22 protein-coding genes are annotated in these 19,242 nt (G+C 66.8%); 8 read left to right on the top strand and 14 right to left on the bottom strand.

The genetic code is table 11. The features are described 5' to 3' along the window. Positions 1 to 22: 22 nt before the first annotated feature. Genes B133_RS0119925 through ssd form a run of 4 tightly spaced genes read right to left on the bottom strand, consistent with a single transcriptional unit; the run spans position 23 to position 3,589 of the window. On the bottom strand, positions 23 to 598 hold the full coding sequence (locus tag B133_RS0119925; RefSeq protein WP_018603562.1) for a type II secretion system F family protein: 576 nt from the start codon (positions 596 to 598) through the stop codon (positions 23 to 25). Then, positions 595 to 1,365 carry a type II secretion system F family protein gene (locus B133_RS0119920; protein ID WP_018603561.1) on the bottom strand — a complete coding sequence of 257 codons (771 nt, stop codon included), beginning with the start codon at positions 1,363 to 1,365 and terminating at the stop codon, positions 595 to 597. Before B133_RS0119920 ends, B133_RS0119925 begins: the two co-directional genes overlap by 4 nt. Continuing rightward, positions 1,362 to 2,522, bottom strand: a complete 1,161-nt coding sequence (locus B133_RS0119915; protein ID WP_018603559.1) for a TadA family conjugal transfer-associated ATPase — start codon at positions 2,520 to 2,522, stop codon at positions 1,362 to 1,364. The genes B133_RS0119920 and B133_RS0119915 overlap by 4 nt, the downstream gene beginning before the upstream one ends. Continuing rightward, positions 2,519 to 3,589, bottom strand: coding sequence for a septum site-determining protein Ssd (gene ssd / locus B133_RS0119910; protein ID WP_018603557.1), 1,071 nt, complete (start codon positions 3,587 to 3,589; stop codon positions 2,519 to 2,521). The genes B133_RS0119915 and ssd overlap by 4 nt, the downstream gene beginning before the upstream one ends. A 357-nt stretch (positions 3,590 to 3,946) precedes the next feature. Here ssd and B133_RS0119905 point away from each other — a divergent pair, with 357 nt between their 5' ends. Next, complete coding sequence (locus tag B133_RS0119905) at positions 3,947 to 4,816, top strand: HAD-IB family hydrolase (protein WP_018603556.1); 870 nt, start codon at positions 3,947 to 3,949, stop codon at positions 4,814 to 4,816. A 441-nt stretch (positions 4,817 to 5,257) separates the two neighbouring features. Here the strand turns inward: B133_RS0119905 and B133_RS0119900 are convergent, their stop codons facing one another. Beyond that, positions 5,258 to 6,022, bottom strand: coding sequence for a hypothetical protein (locus B133_RS0119900; RefSeq protein WP_018603554.1), 765 nt, complete (start codon positions 6,020 to 6,022; stop codon positions 5,258 to 5,260). A 119-nt stretch (positions 6,023 to 6,141) separates the two neighbouring features. Here B133_RS0119900 and acs point away from each other — a divergent pair, with 119 nt between their 5' ends. Then, complete coding sequence (acs, locus tag B133_RS0119895; protein ID WP_018603552.1) at positions 6,142 to 8,103, top strand: acetate--CoA ligase; 1,962 nt, start codon at positions 6,142 to 6,144, stop codon at positions 8,101 to 8,103. 9 nt (positions 8,104 to 8,112) lie between these two features. Here acs and B133_RS0119890 read toward each other — a convergent pair whose 3' ends face one another. After that, the gene (locus B133_RS0119890; protein WP_051088147.1) at positions 8,113 to 8,766 is read right to left on the bottom strand and encodes a S1 family peptidase; all 654 of its coding nucleotides are present in this window, start codon (positions 8,764 to 8,766) and stop codon (positions 8,113 to 8,115) included. A gap of 199 nt (positions 8,767 to 8,965) precedes the next feature. Between B133_RS0119890 and B133_RS0119885 the strand changes: the two genes are divergently transcribed. Both B133_RS0119885 and B133_RS0119880 read left to right on the top strand, forming a co-directional pair. Then, positions 8,966 to 9,487, top strand: coding sequence for a phage holin family protein (locus B133_RS0119885; RefSeq protein ID WP_018603547.1), 522 nt, complete (start codon positions 8,966 to 8,968; stop codon positions 9,485 to 9,487). Then, positions 9,487 to 10,461, top strand: coding sequence for an alpha/beta fold hydrolase (locus B133_RS0119880; protein ID WP_018603545.1), 975 nt, complete (start codon positions 9,487 to 9,489; stop codon positions 10,459 to 10,461). The genes B133_RS0119885 and B133_RS0119880 overlap by 1 nt, the downstream gene beginning before the upstream one ends. Here B133_RS0119880 and marP read toward each other — a convergent pair whose 3' ends face one another. From marP to nth, 4 genes are read right to left on the bottom strand one after another with little or no spacing between them, the layout of a single operon-like run. Continuing rightward, complete coding sequence (gene marP, locus B133_RS0119875) at positions 10,462 to 11,649, bottom strand: acid resistance serine protease MarP (protein WP_018603543.1); 1,188 nt, start codon at positions 11,647 to 11,649, stop codon at positions 10,462 to 10,464. A gap of 11 nt (positions 11,650 to 11,660) precedes the next feature. Further along, a complete protein-coding gene (locus B133_RS0119870; RefSeq protein WP_018603541.1) occupies positions 11,661 to 12,437 on the bottom strand; it encodes a CoA pyrophosphatase in 777 nt (258 codons plus the stop codon). Between the two features lie 36 nt (positions 12,438 to 12,473). Further along, complete coding sequence (locus tag B133_RS0119865) at positions 12,474 to 13,115, bottom strand: TlpA disulfide reductase family protein (RefSeq protein ID WP_018603540.1); 642 nt, start codon at positions 13,113 to 13,115, stop codon at positions 12,474 to 12,476. Positions 13,116 to 13,123: 8 nt separating this feature from the next. Continuing rightward, positions 13,124 to 13,804 (bottom strand): endonuclease III, encoded by a 681-nt coding sequence (gene nth, locus B133_RS0119860; RefSeq protein ID WP_018603538.1) that lies wholly within the window; start codon positions 13,802 to 13,804, stop codon positions 13,124 to 13,126. Between the two features lie 190 nt (positions 13,805 to 13,994). On the opposite strand from nth, the gene B133_RS0119855 reads away from it, so the two are divergent. Both B133_RS0119855 and crp read left to right on the top strand, forming a co-directional pair. Then, positions 13,995 to 14,261: a hypothetical protein gene (locus tag B133_RS0119855; protein ID WP_018603536.1), complete on the top strand. Its 267-nt coding sequence runs from the start codon at positions 13,995 to 13,997 to the stop codon at positions 14,259 to 14,261. A 90-nt stretch (positions 14,262 to 14,351) separates the two neighbouring features. Further along, positions 14,352 to 15,026, top strand: a complete 675-nt coding sequence (crp, locus tag B133_RS0119850) for a cAMP-activated global transcriptional regulator CRP (RefSeq protein WP_003883807.1) — start codon at positions 14,352 to 14,354, stop codon at positions 15,024 to 15,026. Between the two features lie 8 nt (positions 15,027 to 15,034). On the opposite strand, the gene B133_RS0119845 is transcribed toward crp, so the two are convergent. The 3 genes from B133_RS0119845 to B133_RS24135 are packed head-to-tail and all read right to left on the bottom strand — an operon-like array spanning position 15,035 to position 16,492. After that, on the bottom strand, positions 15,035 to 15,823 hold the full coding sequence (locus tag B133_RS0119845) for an MBL fold metallo-hydrolase (protein ID WP_018603533.1): 789 nt from the start codon (positions 15,821 to 15,823) through the stop codon (positions 15,035 to 15,037). Positions 15,824 to 15,845: 22 nt separating this feature from the next. After that, the gene (locus B133_RS0119840) at positions 15,846 to 16,334 is read right to left on the bottom strand and encodes a RidA family protein (RefSeq protein ID WP_018603532.1); all 489 of its coding nucleotides are present in this window, start codon (positions 16,332 to 16,334) and stop codon (positions 15,846 to 15,848) included. Next, a complete protein-coding gene (locus B133_RS24135; protein WP_018603531.1) occupies positions 16,331 to 16,492 on the bottom strand; it encodes a DUF4177 domain-containing protein in 162 nt (53 codons plus the stop codon). Before B133_RS24135 ends, B133_RS0119840 begins: the two co-directional genes overlap by 4 nt. Positions 16,493 to 16,660: 168 nt before the next feature. On the opposite strand from B133_RS24135, the gene B133_RS0119830 reads away from it, so the two are divergent. Beyond that, complete coding sequence (locus B133_RS0119830; RefSeq protein WP_026256662.1) at positions 16,661 to 17,692, top strand: ArsA family ATPase; 1,032 nt, start codon at positions 16,661 to 16,663, stop codon at positions 17,690 to 17,692. A gap of 2 nt (positions 17,693 to 17,694) precedes the next feature. Beyond that, on the top strand, positions 17,695 to 18,825 hold the full coding sequence (locus B133_RS0119825) for an ArsA family ATPase (RefSeq protein ID WP_018603529.1): 1,131 nt from the start codon (positions 17,695 to 17,697) through the stop codon (positions 18,823 to 18,825). A 9-nt stretch (positions 18,826 to 18,834) separates the two neighbouring features. Here B133_RS0119825 and B133_RS0119820 read toward each other — a convergent pair whose 3' ends face one another. Beyond that, entirely contained in the window at positions 18,835 to 19,134 is a 300-nt protein-coding gene (locus tag B133_RS0119820; RefSeq protein WP_165606267.1) for a WhiB family transcriptional regulator, read from the bottom strand. Positions 19,135 to 19,242 lie beyond the last annotated feature (108 nt).

Genomic DNA, 19,242 nt, shown 5'->3' with positions numbered 1-19,242 from the left:
TTCCTCCCGTTATGTACCGATGTCACCACAAACCCGAATTCAGAACGTCTCCCACAAGACCCGCCACCACGGGAATGATTCCCAGGCACAGAAAGGCCGGCAGATAGCACAGCCCCAGCGGCCCGGCGATCAGCACGCCGGCCCGTTCGGCCGCAGCCTCGGCCGCCGCGGCGGCTTCATGCCGTGCCTGGTCGGCCAGCTCGGCCACGCCACGGGCCAACGCCGTCCCCGAGGAGGCCGACCTACGGGCAAGCCTCAGCAAGGCTTCGGCGTTGCGATCCTGCAGCCCAGCGTCATTCGGCCATGCCGTCGCCGGGTCGGCCCCCAACGCCAGCAGATCGGCGGAACGGGTGAGCAACCCCGCCAACGGCTCTGGCGCCGACGGCGCGGTGGCCGCGGCCGCGCCCGATACGGTCATTCCCGAAGCCAGACAGGCAGCGAACAACTCGAACGTCGACGCCGCGGCTAACGGATCGTCAGCCGATGGGCGCTGTGGTGTCTGCACCGCGGCACCCGCCGGTTGAGTCCGTAGCCGCCGCGCGGACCGATCCGTCGACACCAGCAGGGCAACCGCTAGAAGCACTGCCGCCAAGGTCATTTCAGAACTCCCGCCACGATCCGATCCGACCACGCCAAGCCGGCGCATGCCAGCAGCACACCGCCGACAAGCAGCCATCCGCCCATCCCGGGGGCCAACAGGAACGCAATGGGCTGCGCACCGATCAACTGCCCGAGCGCGATACCGATTACCGGCAACCCGGCCAGCATGGCCGCGGTGGTGCGTGCACCGGCCAACGCAGCGGTGACGCGCGCCGCAAAGCGCTCCCGTTCGACGATGTCCTGACCGGCGGTCTGCATCAGCGTGGCGACGGCCAGACCGTGTGTTTCGGCAAGCCGCCAACACGCCGCGAGCCGTTGCCAGTGCATCGGCAGCGACGACCCCGCGGCGACATCATCGAGCCCCGCCGCGACATCGGCACCTAGCCGGGCCCGGGCCGCCACGGCGCGCATACCATCGGCCACTCGACCTGAAACCTCTTCTGCTGCAACAGTAAACGCGCCCATCGGATGCGCTCCAATGCGGAGCTCGCCGACGAGTACCTCCAGCGCCGACTGCAGGGCAACGGATTCGGCCATCCGCAGGTCCCGCATCGTGCGTCGACGATGCCGCAGCATCACGGTTCCGACGATCGTTCCCGCCGACACCCCAACCGGAATCGGAACCAGCCACGCGAGCCCCAACAGCACCGGGACCACCAATGCCCACGGCCGCCGCCGCGGTGGGTGTGGCAGCTCACGCAGCCGCCGCGGCGCCGTGGGCCACACCAGCAACGCCACTGCGAGGGCCAACGCGGCGGTGGTCACGACGCACCCCGCTCGGCGAGCATCCGATTCAAAAGGTGTGCACCGGTACCGGATCCGGTGTCGGCATGCCACGCGGTCAGCACGTCGAGAGTGCCATCGACGCGGCGTTGCAGCACAGCGATCTCGCACAGCCGGCGCCGACCGCCCCGATCCCGCCCGACGTGGAGCAGGACCTGCACGGCAGCAGCCAGCTGACTGCGCAGCGCGGCAGGCCCCAGGCCGCCGAGCCCACCGAGCGCCTCCAACCGGGCCGGGACCTCGGCGGGATTGTTTGCGTGCACGGTGCCGGCACCACCATCGTGACCGGTGTTGAGGGCACCAAGCAGATCGACGACCTCAGCGCCACGCACCTCGCCGACAACGATCCGGTCCGGCCGCATCCGCAGTGCCTGCCGCACCAGATCGCGCACCGTGATCTCACCGATCCCTTCGATATTGGCACCGCGGGCCACGAGCTTCACGAGGTGGGGGTGCGGCGGAGCAAGTTCGGCGGCGTCCTCGACACAGACGATCCTTTCCTCAACGGCCACCGCACCGAGCAGGGCAGACAGCAATGTCGTTTTCCCGCAACCTGTTCCGCCGGAGATGAGGAACGCCAGGCGGGCGCCGACGATCCCGCGCAACAACTCTGCGCCGTCTGCCGCGATCGCGCCGCATGCGGTGAGTGCGTCGAGATCCTGAGTGGCCGGCCGCAACACCCGCAGGGACAGGCAGGTGCCGCCGGCCGACACCGGCGGTAGTACCGCATGTAACCGCACCGTGATCCCGCCCGGTCCGCTGAGCTGACCGTCGACCCACGGCTGCGCCTCGTCGAGGCGGCGCCCGGCCAGCAGAGCCAATCGTTGCGCCAGCCTACGCACCGCGGCCTCGTCGGCGAATCGGATAACACTGCGACGCAAGCCGTTACCATCATCTACCCACACCGCGTCCGGCGCGGTCACGAGCACATCGGTGGTGCCGTCGGCCGCCAGCAGTGGTTCGAGCACGCCCGCACCGGTCAGTTCGGTCTGCAACACCCGCAGGCTGCTCAGCACCTCGGTATCACCAAGCAGCCCACCGGACTCGGCCCGGATTGCCGCGGCCACCACACCGGGAGTCAGCGGTGCAGCCTCGGTCGCCAACCGCTCACGTACCCGTTCGATCAGCGATGCAGTCATGCCACCGCGCCCGCCGGATGCGAAGCCAACACGGTCAATACCCGACGGGATGCCGACATCAACGGTGTACGCCGACGCATCCGCAGACCGCCCCGTTCGAGGAGCTCGGTGATGCCGGGGTGCGGCCGCATGGCGGCCAACAACGGCAGCCCGACGATGCGCGCGACCTCGGCCGATCGCAACCCGCCCGGCGCCGGACCACGCACCACCACACCGGCGTTGGGATTGCACGCCAGCAGCCATGGACGCGCCGCGGCTGCCGCGGCACAGGACCGCACATCGGCAGGCGTCACGAGCACGACAAGATCGGCTGCGTCCAGCGCGGTCTCCACCGCGACGGTGCAGCGTCGCGGTACGTCGCAGACCACGGTCGCACCTGCGCGGCAGCCGGCGTCGATCACCGCCGCGAGCGGACCGGCTTCGACATCGACACCCGTTTGGCCACTGGACAATACGCTGACCAGATTCCGGTGCGGCAGGGCGTCACACAGCGCCGGGAAACTCAGCCGGCCGCTCTGCAGGGCCAGGTCCGGCCACCGCAGGCCCGGCACGTCTTCGGTGCCCATCACCAGATCGATGCCCCCACTCCACGGATCGGTGTCGACCAGTAATGCGCGGCCAGAGTCCGCGGCCGTCTGTGCCAGTGCCGCGGCGAAGACCGAGGCACCCGCACCGCCACGGGCTCCGACCACAGCCACGACCGGCCCGCGGCTGCCGTCATCGGCCACTGCTGCGGCCGACAGCACGGCCACCAATTCGGCATCCTGCGCCGGCAGTGTCAGCACCTGTTGCGCGCCAACCGAGATCGCCGCCTGCCAGTCCGCGGGCTGCGGTTGGCCGGGGCTCACCAGCGTCACCCGGTCGCGTCGCGGCAGGGTCCGCTGCGCACAGCGCACCGCGGCGCCGACATCGAGCACCACGGCCGCCGCCGCCATCCACGCCTTGCGACTGGACGGTTCGGCGACGTGAACGAGCGAAACCCCGGCGGCCGCGGCAACTCGAGCAGCTTCATCGCGCAGCACCGGATCGCCGATCAGCGCGAGCACCGCGTTCGTCGAATTGGCCATGGCTCAAGCCTCTGGCCGAAGTCGTGTAGCCGCCAGCACCGAACCGCAAAATGTGGATCAACAAGGGATTGGGGATAACTCACCCGCTGCCGCAAAAAGCAGGAATTCTTCCGCAAAAAGAGACGACCCCCGCCAGGGGGGGAGGAGGCGGAGGTCGTCGTGTATCAGCCCCGGGGGGTCGGGCTGATACACCCCGGCATAAGCCGAGTAATGCTCACTATACACACGGAACTGCCAAAACGCGCAAGAGATCCGGCTGCGAGTTAACAACTTGCAACCTGTGAGAGGGTTCGGCTCGAAAGGTGCCGTGAACGGCCGGTTTGTCAGCTTGGCCGGAGGGTTTCGGGCACCGGCTCTATGCTGGCGCGTGTGAGTGCACCCGATCCGACTGCCGGGGAGTCGATCGCATCGCAAGCCGGGTCGAACGATGATCGCCCGGTGCGCACCGCGGCCTTCTTCGACCTCGACAAGACGGTGATCGCCAAGTCCAGCACGCTCGCTTTCAGCAAACCTTTCTTCGATCAAGGTCTGTTGAACCGTCGTGCCGTCCTCAAATCGACCTATGCCCAATTCCTCTACCTGATGTCGGGTGCTGACCACGACCAGATGGACCGCATGCGCTCGTACGTCACCAACATGTGCACGGGCTGGGACGTCGAACAGGTCAAGTCGATCGTCGGGGAAACGCTGCACGACATCGTCGACCCGTTGGTTTTCGCCGAAGCCGCCGAGCTGATCGCCGACCACAAGCTCTGCGGGCGCGACGTCGTCGTGGTGTCGACCTCCGGCGAGGAGGTCGTCGCGCCGATCGCGCGCGCACTGGGCGCCACCCACGCGATGGCCACCAGGATGGTTGTCGAGGATGGCCGCTACACCGGCGAGATCGCCTTCTACTGCTATGGCGAGGGCAAGGTCGAGGCGATCCGGGCACTCGCGGCGCGCGAGGGCTATGCGCTCGACCACTGCTATGCGTACTCCGATTCGGTGACCGACATCCCGATGCTCGAGTCTGTCGGTCACCCCACCGTGGTCAATCCTGACCGAGCCTTGCGCAAGGAAGCCGCCGGACGTGGCTGGCCGGTGCTGACGTTCACCAAGCCGGTGTCGCTGCGCGACCGCATCCCCGCTCCGTCGGGCGCCGCAGTGGCCACCACCGCGGCGGTCGGAATGAGTGCGCTGGCGGCCGGCGCGCTGACGTATTCACTGTTGCGGCGCTTCGCTTTTTGAGCTAGCGCAGGCGATAACCGACGTCTTGTCGTAACGATCGGAAAACTCGCTCAATTTGGGCCTTGCTGTGACTGTGGTCACGTAGTACAAAGGAACCACGGAAGCTTGGAGAGGCCAAGGTATAGCCAGAAGAGAAGGCTAAATCTCCTGAACCAGGCTCCCTAGCACGGGTCCCGGCACCCACGCGGAGCACACGCCGCGGAATAGGCAAAAGTGTTGCGGGCCTGCGTAATTGCGAGAAGCGGACGGATACGACGGCCTCTTGGGTGAGGTTGCATTCGCAGCGCATCACAAGAACGCCGAGGCCACCCACGCGACCTATACTGCACGCTTGGTAACCGGATCCGTGCTAGCGGGCGGCGCGCCGAACATAGTTCGGAACGCCGCCCGCTTTACATTGTCGGAGAGCTTTACATTGTCGGAGAGATTGTTGAGAAGCCCTCAACCCGCGGCAGACTGAGCGATCTGCAGCGCCTCCCGCGCGCCGGCATGCAGAGCTTCAGAACTCAGCAGCAGCCATGCGGTCAGTCCATCGGGAGTTCCCGAGGCGAATCCCCGTGCGGCAGCACGGTAATCGCCCGACTTCTTCATCCAGTGCACCTCGGGCACACCGAGGCCGTGCGGATCCAAGCCGCTGGCGATGGTCACCAGTCGTGACAACCCGCGGGCCACCACTCCGTCGGCGGTGCCGAACGGCTCTAAAGTCAACAGTTCGCCGTGGGCGACGGCCGCGAGGATGGGCGCGGGCACCCGCGAGCCACCGGTCAGGATTTCGGCGAGCAGCTCCAACCGGCGCCCGACGGCGGAGTCCGTCCGCGGCCGGCCCAGGTGTTCTTCGTCGGTGAGGTCCGCGGCGGCCAGCGCATGCAGGCGGGCCAGCGCCTGCAACGGCGCCCGTTGCCACACCCCGACCAGTGTCGTCGCCCCGCCCTCAAGCGCCTCAGCCACCCGGATCGCGCCGGCGGTCACCGGATCGGGTTGGCCGTCGGCCGCCAACTGGATGGATCCACCGTCGAGCACAGCCGAGGCCCGAGCCGCCCGCATCGCGGCTTCACCGGCAGTCTGCGGCCAGCCCCGCAGGTTGAATCGATGCCGGTGCGCCCGTCCCAGCGCCGCCCTGGCCTCGTCGCAGGACTCGGCCACGCCAGGCAGCTCAACCAAGGGCGCGAGTGGATCGGCATTGCTCGGTTCCGCGCGTTGGCTCACGCCCACATACGCTAGCCGACCGTCATTCCGCCGGTTCGGCGCAGCAGGGGGCGCCGTCCAGCCGACGGCGATGTGAGTCTCCAACGCCCATGCAACGTTTGGTGACTAGGCTCACACCTATGTCGAACCCGCCAGTGACGCACGCCGAAGCTCCGTCAGCCTATCCCCCGCCCGTCGACTTCGCGGCCAACGCCAATGCGACGGGCGACCTGTATACCGCGGCCGAACAAGACCGGCTCGCGTTCTGGGCTGATCAGGCCAACCGGCTGGCCTGGCAGACCCCGTTCGCCGAGGTGCTGGACTGGTCGGAGGCTCCGTTCGCGAAGTGGTTCGTCGGCGGCAAGCTCAACGTCGCCTACAACTGTGTCGACCGGCACGTCGAAGCCGGCAACGGCGACCGGGTCGCGATCCACTGGGTCGGCGAACCGATCGACGATGCGCGCGACATCACCTACGCCCAACTCAAGGACGAGGTGTGCCGTACGGCCAACGCACTGACCGATCTCGGACTGACCGCCGGTGACCGGGTCGCCATCTATATGCCCATGGTGCCGGAGGCCATCGTCGCGATGCTGGCATGCGCGCGCCTGGGTGTCATGCACAGCGTCGTCTTCGCCGGGTTCTCCGCCAGCGCACTGCGGGCCCGTATCGAGGATGCACAAGTCAAGCTTGTCATCACTACCGACGGGCAGTACCGCCGTGGTGCGGCCGCGGCGTTGAAGTCCGCGGTCGACGAGGCGGTCGCCGATCAACCGTCGGTACAGAACGTTCTCGTGGTGCGGCGCACCGGAATTGACGTCGACTGGACGGCAGGCCGGGATCTGTGGTGGCACGAGACGGTGGACAACGCATCGCCTGAGCACACCCCGGAAGCGTTCGACGCCGAGCAGCCGCTGTTCCTGCTGTACACGTCGGGCACCACCGGCAAGCCCAAGGGCATCGTGCACACGTCGGGCGGGTTCCTGACCCAGGCCGCCTACACCCACTACTACGTCTTCGACATCAAGCCCGAAACTGACGTGTACTGGTGCACAGCCGATATCGGCTGGGTCACGGGGCACACCTACATCGTCTACGGCCCACTGGCCAACGGTGTCACACAGGTGGTCTACGAGGGCACCCCGGCGTCACCCACCATGCACCGGCATTTCGAGGTCATCGAAAAGTACGGTGTCACAATCTATTACACGGCCCCCACGCTGATCCGCACGTTCATGAAGTGGGGTCGGGTGCTGCCCGAGAGCCACGACCTGGCCAGCCTGCGGCTGCTGGGTTCGGTCGGCGAGCCCATCAATCCCGAGGCCTGGCGCTGGTACCGGGAGTTCATCGGAGGCAACCGCACCCCGATCGTCGACACCTGGTGGCAGACCGAGACCGGAGCGATCATGATCTCCCCGCTACCGGGCGTGACAGCCGCCAAGCCCGGTTCGGCGATGACCCCGCTGCCGGGCATCGCGGCCAAAATCGTCGACGACAACGGCAACGAGCTGGTGCCCGGCGCCGACGAAGCCGAGCACGTCACGGGATATCTGGTGCTGGATCAGCCGTGGCCGGCCATGCTGCGCGGCATCTGGGGTGATCCGGAGCGGTTCAAGGAGACCTACTGGTCGCGGTTTGCCGAGCAGGGCTGGTACTTCGCCGGTGACGGTGCGCGCTACGACTCTGACGGCAACATCTGGGTGCTCGGCCGCATCGACGACGTCATGAATATCTCGGGCCACCGAATCTCGACCGCAGAAGTGGAATCGGCCCTCGTCGGGCATGCCGGCGTCGCCGAGGCCGCCGTCGTCGGCGCGTCTGACGAGACCACCGGCCAAGCCATCTGTGCCTTCGTCATCCTCAAGGAAAGCGCCCATGGCGGCGCCGCGAACATGATCGAGGAGCTGCGCGTCCAGGTGGCCACGGAGATCTCACCGATCGCCAAGCCACGCGAGATCCACGTGGTGCCCGAGCTCCCGAAGACCCGTAGCGGCAAGATCATGCGCCGCCTGCTACGCGATGTCGCCGAGGGCCGCGAACTCGGCGACACCTCGACGCTGCTCGACCCCAGCGTGTTCGAGGCCATCCGCGCCAGCAAGTAACGCCGACCGCTACGGAATCGGCACGAACCCGGTGCCGGGGCGGTTCTTGGCGGTGATGTCGGCGAGCTGCGTGTTGAACGACATCGTCACCGCGGGCGTGTGCAGCGGCACGAACTTGACCACGCAGGTCGGCAGATCGTCGGTGTAGGCGCCGTGCAGCATGCCGACCAGCTTGTTGTCCACCGTGACGGGCGCGCCGGAATCGCCGGGCTGACCGCACACCTGGTTGACAATGGTCCCCGGGTCCTGCCCTGGCCCCCACGTGACGCCGCACGAATAGCCAGTCGTGCGGCCCAGTTTGCAGGCGATCTGGCCGAACACCGGATCCGGGCCGAGACCGTCGATCTGGAAACCGCTCACGTTGTTGGTCGGCGTGACCTTCTCCGGGTCGAACTGGATCACCGCGTAGTCGAGCATCTCGTTGCCGGCGACCATGGTGCCGAGCTGTCCGGCCCCGGTCGCGTCCTCGGCCGCAACTGTTGCACCCGGACCACCGCAGTGCGCCGAGGTGAAGCCGATCAGCCTGCCGGCATTGTCATGCCCGATCGTGGTGAGCGTGCAGAATGTGTCGCCGTCGATCACGATGCCCGAACCTCCGCCGAGCACCACCGGATCGGCGTGTGCAACTCCCGGTGTGAGCAACGCGACCAACGCGAGGATCAGTGTCCCGACAACGAACTTCCGGCGGCGTCTGGTCGCCAAGTGTCCTCCAATCGACGAGCCCGACCCGCACACCAAGGGATACCCGCATCCTAGCTTGGGCCCAGATGTCGGCCGGCATCGTTATCCGAGCCACCGCATGGCAACATGAACCGCGACGACATCACGGCGACCAGGCGTCGGACCCGGGGAGGAAGCTTCTGTGACCATCGGCGACCGCAGGACCGGCATTCCGGCAACGGTGACTTCGATCCCGCTGGTAGACCCACATGCGCCCAAGCCCGACCCGTCTATCGGGGATCTGGTCAAAGATGCGACCGCTCAGGTCTCGACACTGGTCCGCGCCGAGGTAGCCCTGGCTAAGGCCGAGATCACCCGCGACGTAAAGAAGGGCCTGACCGGCAGCATCTTCTTCATCGCCGCGCTGGTCGTGCTGTTCTACTCGACCTTCTTTTTCTTCTTCTTCGTGGCGGAACTGCTCGACACCTGGTTGTACCGCTGGGCGGCGTTCCTGATCGTATTCGGGATCATGGTGCTGACCACCGTGGCACTGGCGCTGTTCGGCTTCCTCAAGGTGCGACGCATCCGCGGACCGCAGCAGACCATCGAATCGGTGAAAGAGACCCGTGAGGCGCTGACACCCGGGCACGACAGGCCCGCAGCGCTGGCCACGGCCGAGGCGGCACAGGCCAAACCGACCCCGACCGACCCCTCGGGCTGGTAATGCCCCCGCCCGACCCGTCGATCACCCGGATCGACGGGCCATGGCGGCACCTGCAGGTGCACGCCAACGGCATTCGATTCCATGTGGTGGAGGGTGAGAGCTCGCAGCCCGACCGTGGGAACGAGGGCAATTCGGACACCGCGGGCGCTGACCGGCCGCTGGTGATCCTGTTGCACGGGTTCGGCTCATTCTGGTGGTCCTGGCGGCATCAGCTCACCGGACTGCCCGACGCCCGTGTCGTCGCGGTCGACCTGCGCGGCTACGGTGACAGCGACAAGCCACCGCGCGGCTACGACGGCTGGACCCTGGCCGGTGACACCGCCGGCCTGGTGCGCGCACTGGGCCACAAGACCGCGACGCTTATGGGCCACGCCGACGGCGGCCTGGTGTGCTGGGCGACAGCGGTGCTGCACCCGCGGGTGGTGCGCGCCATCGCCCTTGTCAGCTCGCCGCATCCGGTGGCGCTGCGCGCGTCGGCTCTGACCCGCCGCGACCAGGGACGGGCCCTGCTGCCCTCACTCATGCGCTACCAGGTGCCGATGCTGCCGGAGCGCGCGTTGACCCGTCACGACGGCGAGGGACTCGAGCGTCTGGTACGCAGCCGGGCTGGCGCCAAATGGCAAGCCAGCCAAGACTTTTCCGAGACCATACACCACCTGCGGCGGGCCATTCAGATCCCGGGCGCAGCTCATTCGGCGCTGGAGTACCAGCGCTGGGCGGTGCGCAGTCAGTTGCGCGGTGAAGGCCGGCGGTTCATGCGGTCGATGAAGCGACCGATCAACGTGCCCGTGCTGCACGTGCGGGGTGACGCCGATCCGTACGTGCTGGCCGATCCGGTCTACCGAACCCAGCAGTACGCTCCGCACGGCCGTTACGTGTCACTCGCCGGCACCGGGCACTACGGTCACGAAGAGGACCCGGACACGGTCAACGAGCAGCTGCGCAGGTTCCTCACACAGCTCGGCGACCGCTGATCACGGGTTGATGCAGGTCCCGGTGGCCACCCGCTGGGTATTGCCGATCTTGGTCAGCTGCTGCTCGACTTCCTTTGCGGTCAGAACGAATCCGGTGTCGGCGTCGTCGACGGCCGCGCCGAACACGACGCCCAGCACCTTGCCCGACCGGTTGATCATCGGTCCGCCCGAATTGCCCTGCCGCACAGTGCCCCGCACGGTGTAGACCTCACGGGTCACGGTGGTGGTCCGGTAGATGTCAGGACCCTTGAGCTCGATGATCTCGCGGACCCGTGCGGGAGTGGCCAGAAAGTCGCCGCCGCCCGGATAACCCATCACCACCGCGTCGGTGCCCTGCGGGGCGGCCTCTTCGGCGAAGCTCAGCGGGGCGGCCGGCAGGTTGGGCACGTCCAGGATGGAGATGTCGGCGTTGGGGTCGTATGACACGACGCTCGCGTCGTAGGATTTGCCTTCGACCTCAACAGTCACGCTGTCCGCCCCGGCCACCACGTGCGCATTGGACATCACCCGGTTGGGCGCCACCACAAATCCGCTGCCCTCCAGCACCTTCTGGCAGCTCGGTGCGACGCCCTTGATCTTGACGACGCTCGGCCGGGTGGCTGCGACTACCGCATCGTTGGCCAGGCTCGCGTCAGGGGCGTCGACGTTGACGATAGGAGTGCGGCCGAACGGCTGCAACACATCGAATCCCGAGGTGTCCAACAGGCTGGAGAGTCGCGTCGGCACCGACTTCAACCATGACGGAGCCACACTGTCCACCTCGGTCAGCACCCGCGAACCCTTAACCGCCGCAGCCAGGTTCGGTTGGTCCGACGAGGTCAGCGGGGTGGCCAGCAAATAGGCCGCGACCAGCACGGCAACCAGTTGCAAGGCCACGCCGATCGCCGAGTCGAGCACCCGGAGCAGTGGATTACGGAGCGCACTGCGCACCGCGCGACCGAGCACCACACCGGCGATCTCGCCGATCACCACAAGCGCCAAGATCAGGAACAGGGACGCAAACAGCTTGGTCCGCGGCCCGTCGACGTGGCTGACGATGTGCGGGGCCAACAGGAGGCCGGCCACCGCGCCGAGTACCACGCCCACGAAAGACAGCAGTGAGCCGAGCGCACCGGAACGCCACCCGGAGATGGCGGCGATGAATGCGATGCCGATGATGGCGAGGTCAAGCCAAAGCGAAGGTGTCATCTACTTCCAGTTCAACGTTGCGCTTCACCGTAGCCGCTCGGATGCCCCACGAGCGCCATTGCCTCGTCGAGTTCCCGTACGTCGCCGGTGTTCCACGGCTTCGCCCAGCCTGCGACATCGAGGATGGCCGAGATGACCTGGCCGGTGAAGCCCCACACCAGCATCTCGTTGAGCAGGAACGCCGGGCCGGCGAACCGCCGGGTGCTGGATTCCCGACAGACCATGAGCCGATTCTCCGGATTGACGAACGCGCGCACCGGCACCCGCGCGACCACCGCGGTCTCGGAGGGATCGACGACGGCCACCGGACCAGGATCCGGTGAGTAGGCCAGCACCGGAACGACGTGAAATCCCGAAGGTGGGATGAACATGCGCTCAAGAGTGGCCAGCGGGCGCAGCCGTCCGGTGTCGATGCCGGTTTCCTCCCATGCCTCGCGGAACGCTGTCGACACCGGGCCGTCGTCAACGGGATCGGTGGCGCCGCCAGGGAAAGCGGCCTGCCCGGCGTGGTGACGCAGCGTCGAGGCGCGGACCGTGACCAACAGATCGGCGTCGCCGGGAAGTTGGGGCGCCGAGACGTCCGCCGGCCCGGAGAACAGCACCAGCACCGCGGCATCACGACGGGCCCCGGCCCTGACGGCTTGCTTGTCCAACTCGACGATGCTCGCCAACACGTCCGGCGGCACGCGCCGGCGAAATGCCTCGGGCACCCCGTCGACGTTGTCCACCAGAGGTCGCAGCCACGCCGGTGCGGCATCTGGATTCAGCTCGTCGAGCCTGGAAGTCAACCCGCTGCTCCTATCTGCTCGCGCGTCAGCTTCGCCCTAATTTCGCGGACCCAGTTTCTCCGAGACCGCCGCGGCGATCTCGTCGGGGCTGGCGAAGGACCGGGGCAGGATTCCGGCCACGCTACCGTCCGCGCGCAGCACCACCGTCGCAGGCATCACGTTGGGTACCCGCAGGGCGGCGGCGATGCGCCGACGGCCGTCCTGCAGGGTCGGCAGCCGCACCCCGAGGTCGGCAAGCCGCAGCAGCCCGGCCGCCTCGTTCTCGTCCTGATGCACCGTGACGACCAGGACGTCATCCCCGGAACGACGCTGATACTCGGCCATCGCAGGCAGTTCGTCGGCGCATGGACCACACCAGTACGCCCATAGATTCAGCACCACGGTGCGGCCGGCGAGCGCGCGAGCCACGTCGACCGGTGTGCCGTCACCGGCGCACTGCAGCGTGATGCCGGCCAGCGCCTGCGGCCCCGGCCCCGGGCCGGGCGACGGGCACGGCGGCAGGTCTGCTTGAGCGCGCGGACCCGCCAGGGCCTCCGGGGTGTCAACGTCGCGGTGGTCGCGAGCGGTTGCCGGCGCCACACCGGTCGCGGGGACGTCGCGCATCTGCATCCAGAACGCCGTTCCCAACGCCACCAGGACCACCAGCACCGCGATGGTCCACCGGGTCGAGACTCGCATGACCGACCTCAGAGCCCGGCCAGTGCCAGCAGATGTTCGGTCTCCGGCCCTTTGACCAGTGGAGCAGCGATGAGCGGATCGGTGGGGCCGATGCCGAACGACGGGCAGTCCTTGGCCAGCACGCACACACCGCACGCGGGTTTGCGCGCGTGGCAGACCCGACGGCCGTGGAAGATCACGCGGTGGCTGAGCAGCGTCCACTCGTTGCGTTCGATCAGCTCTCCGACCGCGAACTCGACCTTGACCGGATCTTCCTCGGCGGTCCAGCGCCACCGCCGCACCAGCCGACCGAAGTGGGTGTCGACGGTGATACCCGGGATGTCGAAGGCGTTGCCCAGGATGACATTGGCGGTCTTACGACCGATGCCCGGCAGGGTCACCAGCTCTTCCATGGTGGCCGGCACCTCGCCGTCGAACCGGGTAACCAGCTCCTGGCCCAACTTGATGAGTGAGGTGGTCTTGTTCCGGTAGAAACCGGTCGGCCGGATCAGCTCCTCCATCTCGGTACGGTCGGCCTGCGCATAGTCCAGCGCCGTGCGGTACTTGAGGAACAACGCCGGAGTGGTGAGGTTGACGCGCTTGTCGGTGCTCTGCGCCGACAAGATGGTGGCGACGGCCAGCTCGAGTGGATTGGTGAAGTCGAGCTCGCAGTACACGTGCGGAAAGGCTTGGGCCAGTTCACGATTCATACGTCTTGCGCGACGAACCAGGCCAAGGTGCGTCTCGGTGTCCCATTTCTTGGGACGGGTTGTTTTCCCTGTTCGGACGGCACCCGCGCTCACCCTTGCCAGGGTACTGACACCGGCCGACACACTAGGCAGCGGACCTGATGGCATTTCGTGACCTCGCTGAGACCTACGCCGTGTTTACTACACCCTTGTGTCGTGGTTGCTGGTGGCGCTCATCCCCGCCGCGCTGATGCTGGTGGCGATTGGGCTGGGCCGGCTCGAGAACTGGCTTACCACCGAGCGTCCGACCGGTCGACGCGACACGATCAACGGTCTGCAGCGACGGCTCCAACAGGGGCAGCTGGCCATCGAGTCGTTGGCCGCCAACCGCGAGGGTGACCGTTTGCCGACGCGGGTGTACAGCCAGCACACCACGAATCCCGGATTTCACACGACTCGGCATGCCAATCGTGTGTAGCGTGGGCTAGTCGCGAAACCGCGCACCTCTAGACTGATCATGAGTTGTCAATAGAGGGTCAACACCACCAAACACCTTAAGAGGAACAACGTGGACGAGATCCTGGCCAGGGCCGGAATCTTCCAGGGGGTCGAACCCACTGCCGTATCGGCGCTGACCAAGCAGCTGCAACCTGTCGACTTCCCACGCGGACACACCGTGTTCGCTGAGGGCGAGCCCGGCGATCGGCTGTACATCATCATCTCTGGCAAGGTGAAGATCGGCCGCCGCTCACCCGACGGCCGGGAGAATCTGTTGACCATCATGGGTCCTTCGGACATGTTCGGTGAGCTGTCGATCTTCGACCCGGGCCCCCGGACGTCGAGCGCCACCACCATCACCGAGGTGCGCGCGGTGTCGATGGATCGCGACGCCCTGCGCGCCTGGATCGCCGACCGGCCCGAGATTGCCGAGCAACTACTGCGCGTGCTCGCCCGTCGTCTCCGGCGCACCAACAACAACCTGGCTGACCTCATCTTCACCGACGTGCCCGGACGCGTCGCCAAGCAGCTGCTGCAGCTCGCCCAGCGATTCGGCACCCAGGAGGGCGGCGCACTGCGGGTGACCCACGATTTGACGCAGGAAGAGATCGCCCAGCTGGTCGGCGCCTCGCGCGAGACTGTCAACAAGGCACTGGCCGACTTCGCCCACCGCGGCTGGATCCGCCTGGAAGGCAAGAGCGTACTGATCTCCGACAGCGAGCGCCTCGCCCGCCGAGCGCGCTAGCGCGAGCGTCAATCTCGTAGGTAGTCCAACTGGGCCTGCACCGACCATTCGGCTGCAGGCCACAGTTTTTTGTCGATATCGGTATACACATGCTCGACGATCTGGCGTGCAGTCGCGTCGTCACCGAGTTCCCTCAGCGCACCCCGCACCTGATTGAGCCGGTCCTCGCGATGGGACAGATACATCTGGGTCACCGCCGCGAGGTCACCGAGTTCCGGACCGTGGCCGGGCAGCACCGTGCGCGCACCCAGCCCCTGCAGGCGGCGCAGCGACTCCAGATAGTCACGGAGGCTGCCGTCCTCGGTGTCGATGACGGTGGTGCCTCGTCCCAGCACGGTGTCTGCGGTCAGCACGGCATCATCGAGCACGAAGCTCAGCGAGTCAGCGGTATGGCCGGGCGTGGCCATGACGCCGATCCGCAGCCCGGCTGCCTCGATCACTTCACCCTCGGACAGCGGACCACCGAGACCGCGTAGGACCCCGCTGCCCACGGATCGAACCGTGGCCCCGGTGATTTCGACGAGCTTGTCGATGGCGCCCGTGTGATCGTCATGCTTGTGGCTGATCAACACCAGCGGAATCCGGCCGAGCTCGGCGATGCGCGCAATATGCTCGTCGTCGTCCGGGCCGGGGTCGACGATGACCATCTCGGCGCTGCCCGGCGCACGCAAAACCCAGGTGTTGGTGCCCTCAAGGGTCATCAGACCCGGGTTGTTGCACAACAACACCGAGGCCGATGAGGTCACCGGCCTCAACAGCCCGTACGCCGGGTGCTGCGGATCGGCGCCAGGGGTCACGCGACCCCTGCCTGATCGTCGCTCACGCGACCTCGACGATGATCTCGACCTCCACCGGCGCATTGCGCGGCAAATCCGATACACCGACCGCAGAGCGGGCGTGCGCCCCGGCCTCACCGAATACGTCACCGAACAGCTCGGAGGCACCGTTGACGACGCCCGGCTGGCCGCCGAAGCCGGGAGCCGACGCAACAAAGCCGACCACCTTGACGACCTTGACGACGGAGTCGATACCGACCAGTGCGTGCACCGCAGCCAGCGCGTTGAGCCCGCAGAGCCGGGCCGCCGAATTTGCCTCCTCGGGACTCACCTCGGCGCCGACCTTGCCGGTCGCCGCCAGCTCGCCGTTTCGAATGGGCAGCTGTCCGGCGGTGTACACCAGGTTCCCGGTCCGGGTCGCCGGCACATAGGCGGCCAGCGGCGCCACCACCTGGGGCAGCTCGATGCCCAGCTCGGCCAGCCGCTCCGACCAGGTCCCCCGGTCGCTGCGCTGCCCGCCGGAAGCACTCACTTAGGCCTCTTCAAGTAGGCGACGTGCTGTTCACCGGTCGGACCGGGCAACACTGAAACCAGCTCCCAGCCGTCGTGGCCCCACTGGTCGAGAATCTGTTTTGTGGCGTGCGTCAGCAACGGCACGGTTGCGTACTCCCACCGGGTTGGTTCGCTCATGGCCTGAGCTTATCGGGCGCGCCCTTCAGCTTGCGCACGCGAGGAGCACCATCAACACCTGCCCACGTGAGGAGCACCAATAACAACGGCGCACGTGAGGAGCACCGAACAACCGCGCACGAATAACTGCGCACGCGAGGTGCAGCAAAATAACCCAGTTAGCATGCATTGGTGGCAACCACAGAAAGCGCGGCCAAGCATGTCGGCTGGCCGTCGCGGCTGACCAAGGCCCGTTTGCATTTCGTGTCAGGCAAGGGCGGTACCGGCAAATCCACCATCGCTGCGGCTCTGGCCTTGGCCCTGGCGGCCGGTGGGCGCCGAGTGCTGCTAGTGGAGGTCGAGGAACGCCAGGGCATCGCGCAGCTGTTCGACGTACCGCCACTGCCGTACGAGGAGGTCAAGATCGCCACCGCCGACGGCGGTGGCCAGGTCAACGCACTCGCGATCGATATCGAGGCCGCGTTCCTGGAGTACCTCGACATGTTCTACAACCTCGGCCTGGCCGGCCGGGCGATGCGCCGCATCGGTGCCATCGAGTTCGCCACCACCATCGCGCCCGGCCTGCGCGACGTGCTGCTCACCGGCAAGATCAAAGAGATTGTGACGCGGACCGACAAGAGCCAGAAGGCCAAGCGCATCGCCTACGACGCGGTCGTCGTGGATTCTCCTCCCACCGGCCGTATTTCGCGATTCCTCGACGTCACCAAGGCCGTCTCCGATCTGGCCAAGGGCGGCCCGGTGCACTCGCAGGCCGACGGTGTGGTCAAGCTGCTGCACTCCGAACAGACCGCAATCCATCTGGTGACCTTGTTGGAGGCACTACCCATTCAGGAAACGCTCGAGGCCATCGACGAGCTCGACGAGTTGGGCTTGCCAATCGGCAGCGTCATCGTCAACCGCACCATCCCCGCCTACCTGTCCCCCGAGGATCTGACCAAGGCCGCCGAGGGTGACGTCGACGCCGACGCGGTGCGGGCGGGCCTGGCGAAGGTTGGAATCACGTTGTCCGACAGCGATTTCGCCGGTCTGCTCACCGAGACCATCCAGCATGCCACGCGGCTCGCGGCCCGCGCGGAGAGCGCCGAGCAACTCGACGCGCTCGACGTTCCGCGTCTCGAGCTGCCCGCGCTGTCCGACGGCATCGACCTGGGCAGCCTCTACGAGCTTGCCGAAGCACTTGCCCAACAGGGGGTCCGATAACCATGAGCACCAAACCAGTTGCCCTCGACATGAGCGCCATCCTGGCTGACACGTCCAATCGCGTCGTAGTGTGTTGCGGCGCAGGCGGTGTCGGTAAGACCACAACCGCTGCCGCAATGGCGCTGCGTGCCGCCGAGTACGGCCGAACCGTCGTGGTGCTCACCATCGATCCGGCCAAACGACTGGCGCAGGCACTGGGCATCAAAGACCTCGGCAACATGCCGCAACGGGTCCCGCTGGCCCCCGAGGTCACCGGCGAACTGCACGCGATGATGCTCGACATGCGTCGCACGTTCGACGAGATGGTGATCCAGTACTCGGGGCCGGGCCGTGCGGATTCCATTCTGGAGAACCAGTTCTACCAAACCGTGGCGACGTCGTTGGCCGGCACGCAGGAGTACATGGCCATGGAGAAGCTCGGTCAGCTGCTGGCCGAGGACAAGTGGGATCTCGTCGTCGTCGATACCCCGCCGTCGCGCAATGCGCTGGACTTCCTCGACGCACCGAAACGCCTTGGCAGCTTTATGGACAGCCGGCTTTGGCGGATGCTGCTGGCCCCCGGGCGCGGTATCGGCCGGCTGGTCACCGGCGCGATGGGCGTGGCCATGAAGGCCTTGTCGACCGTGCTGGGTTCTCAGATGCTTTCCGACGCAGCAAGTTTCGTCCAATCCCTGGATGCCACCTTCGGTGGGTTTCGCGAAAAGGCGGACCGTACCTACGAATTGCTCAAACGCCGAGGCACCCAGTTCGTCGTGGTGTCGGCCGCGGAACCCGATGCCCTGCGCGAGGCATCCTTCTTCGTCGACCGCCTCGCCGGGGAGAACATGCCGCTGGCGGGATTGATTCTCAACCGGACCCACCCCACACTGTGTGATCTGCACGCCGACAAGGCCGAAGAGGCTGCCGAGGATTTGGCGGCAGACGATCCTGAATCGTTGACTGCCGCGGTGCTGCGCATCCACGCCGACCGGGCCCATACCGCGAAACGTGAAGTGCGACTGTTGTCCCGATTCACCGGAGCGAATCCGCACGTCGCCATCGTCGGGGTGCCGTCACTGCCGTTCGACGTGTCGGATCTGGAAGCATTGCGGGCGATCGCCGATCAGATCACCGGCGTCGCAGAGCCCGCTTAGAGGGATGCGCTAAACGGCGCTGCGATGTTTGCGCTGGGCGGCGAAGAAGTCGGCCCAGGAAACTACTTCGGGGTGCTGCTTGAGCAGGGCACGGCGCTGCCGCTCGGTCATACCGCCCCAAACCCCGAACTCGACCCGGTTGTCCAGCGCGTCGGCCCCGCACTCGAGGATCACCGGGCAGTGCCGGCAGATCACCGCGGCTTTGCGCTGAGCCGCGCCACGGACGAACAGTTCGTCAGGATCAGCCTGCCTGCAACGCGCCTGCGACACCCATGCAATCCGAGCCTCGGCTTCGGCTCCGTGTGCCAAACTGTGAGCAGGGTTGGGCGTGGCCGTAGTCGTCTTGCGCGTGACAGCCCCTGAATCCGACACCAGCGATCCCTTCGTTCCAACCCTCGACCGTCATGGTCAACGGTG

It is taken from the genome of Mycobacterium sp. 155 (assembly GCF_000373905.1).
Taxonomy (GTDB): domain Bacteria; phylum Actinomycetota; class Actinomycetes; order Mycobacteriales; family Mycobacteriaceae; genus Mycobacterium.
The sequence above is the reverse complement of the archived record's forward strand: the minus strand, read 5'-3'. Positions and strand labels throughout refer to the sequence as shown.

What these genes read in the sequence shown, in the direction of transcription:
- B133_RS0119925 (WP_018603562.1), bottom strand. Translation starts at nt 598, where the DNA reads ATGACCTTGGCGGCAGTGCTTCTAGCGGTTGCCCTGCTGGTGTCGACG.
- B133_RS0119915 (WP_018603559.1), bottom strand. Translation starts at nt 2,522, where the DNA reads ATGACTGCATCGCTGATCGAACGGGTACGTGAGCGGTTGGCGACCGAG.
- ssd (WP_018603557.1), bottom strand. Translation starts at nt 3,589, where the DNA reads ATGGCCAATTCGACGAACGCGGTGCTCGCGCTGATCGGCGATCCGGTG.
- B133_RS0119905 (WP_018603556.1), top strand. Translation starts at nt 3,947, where the DNA reads ATGCTGGCGCGTGTGAGTGCACCCGATCCGACTGCCGGGGAGTCGATC.
- acs (WP_018603552.1), top strand. Translation starts at nt 6,142, where the DNA reads ATGTCGAACCCGCCAGTGACGCACGCCGAAGCTCCGTCAGCCTATCCC.
- B133_RS0119880 (WP_018603545.1), top strand. Translation starts at nt 9,487, where the DNA reads ATGCCCCCGCCCGACCCGTCGATCACCCGGATCGACGGGCCATGGCGG.
- marP (WP_018603543.1), bottom strand. Translation starts at nt 11,649, where the DNA reads ATGACACCTTCGCTTTGGCTTGACCTCGCCATCATCGGCATCGCATTC.
- B133_RS0119865 (WP_018603540.1), bottom strand. Translation starts at nt 13,115, where the DNA reads ATGCGAGTCTCGACCCGGTGGACCATCGCGGTGCTGGTGGTCCTGGTG.
- nth (WP_018603538.1), bottom strand. Translation starts at nt 13,804, where the DNA reads ATGAATCGTGAACTGGCCCAAGCCTTTCCGCACGTGTACTGCGAGCTC.
- B133_RS24135 (WP_018603531.1), bottom strand. Translation starts at nt 16,492, where the DNA reads ATGAGCGAACCAACCCGGTGGGAGTACGCAACCGTGCCGTTGCTGACG.
- B133_RS0119825 (WP_018603529.1), top strand. Translation starts at nt 17,695, where the DNA reads ATGAGCACCAAACCAGTTGCCCTCGACATGAGCGCCATCCTGGCTGAC.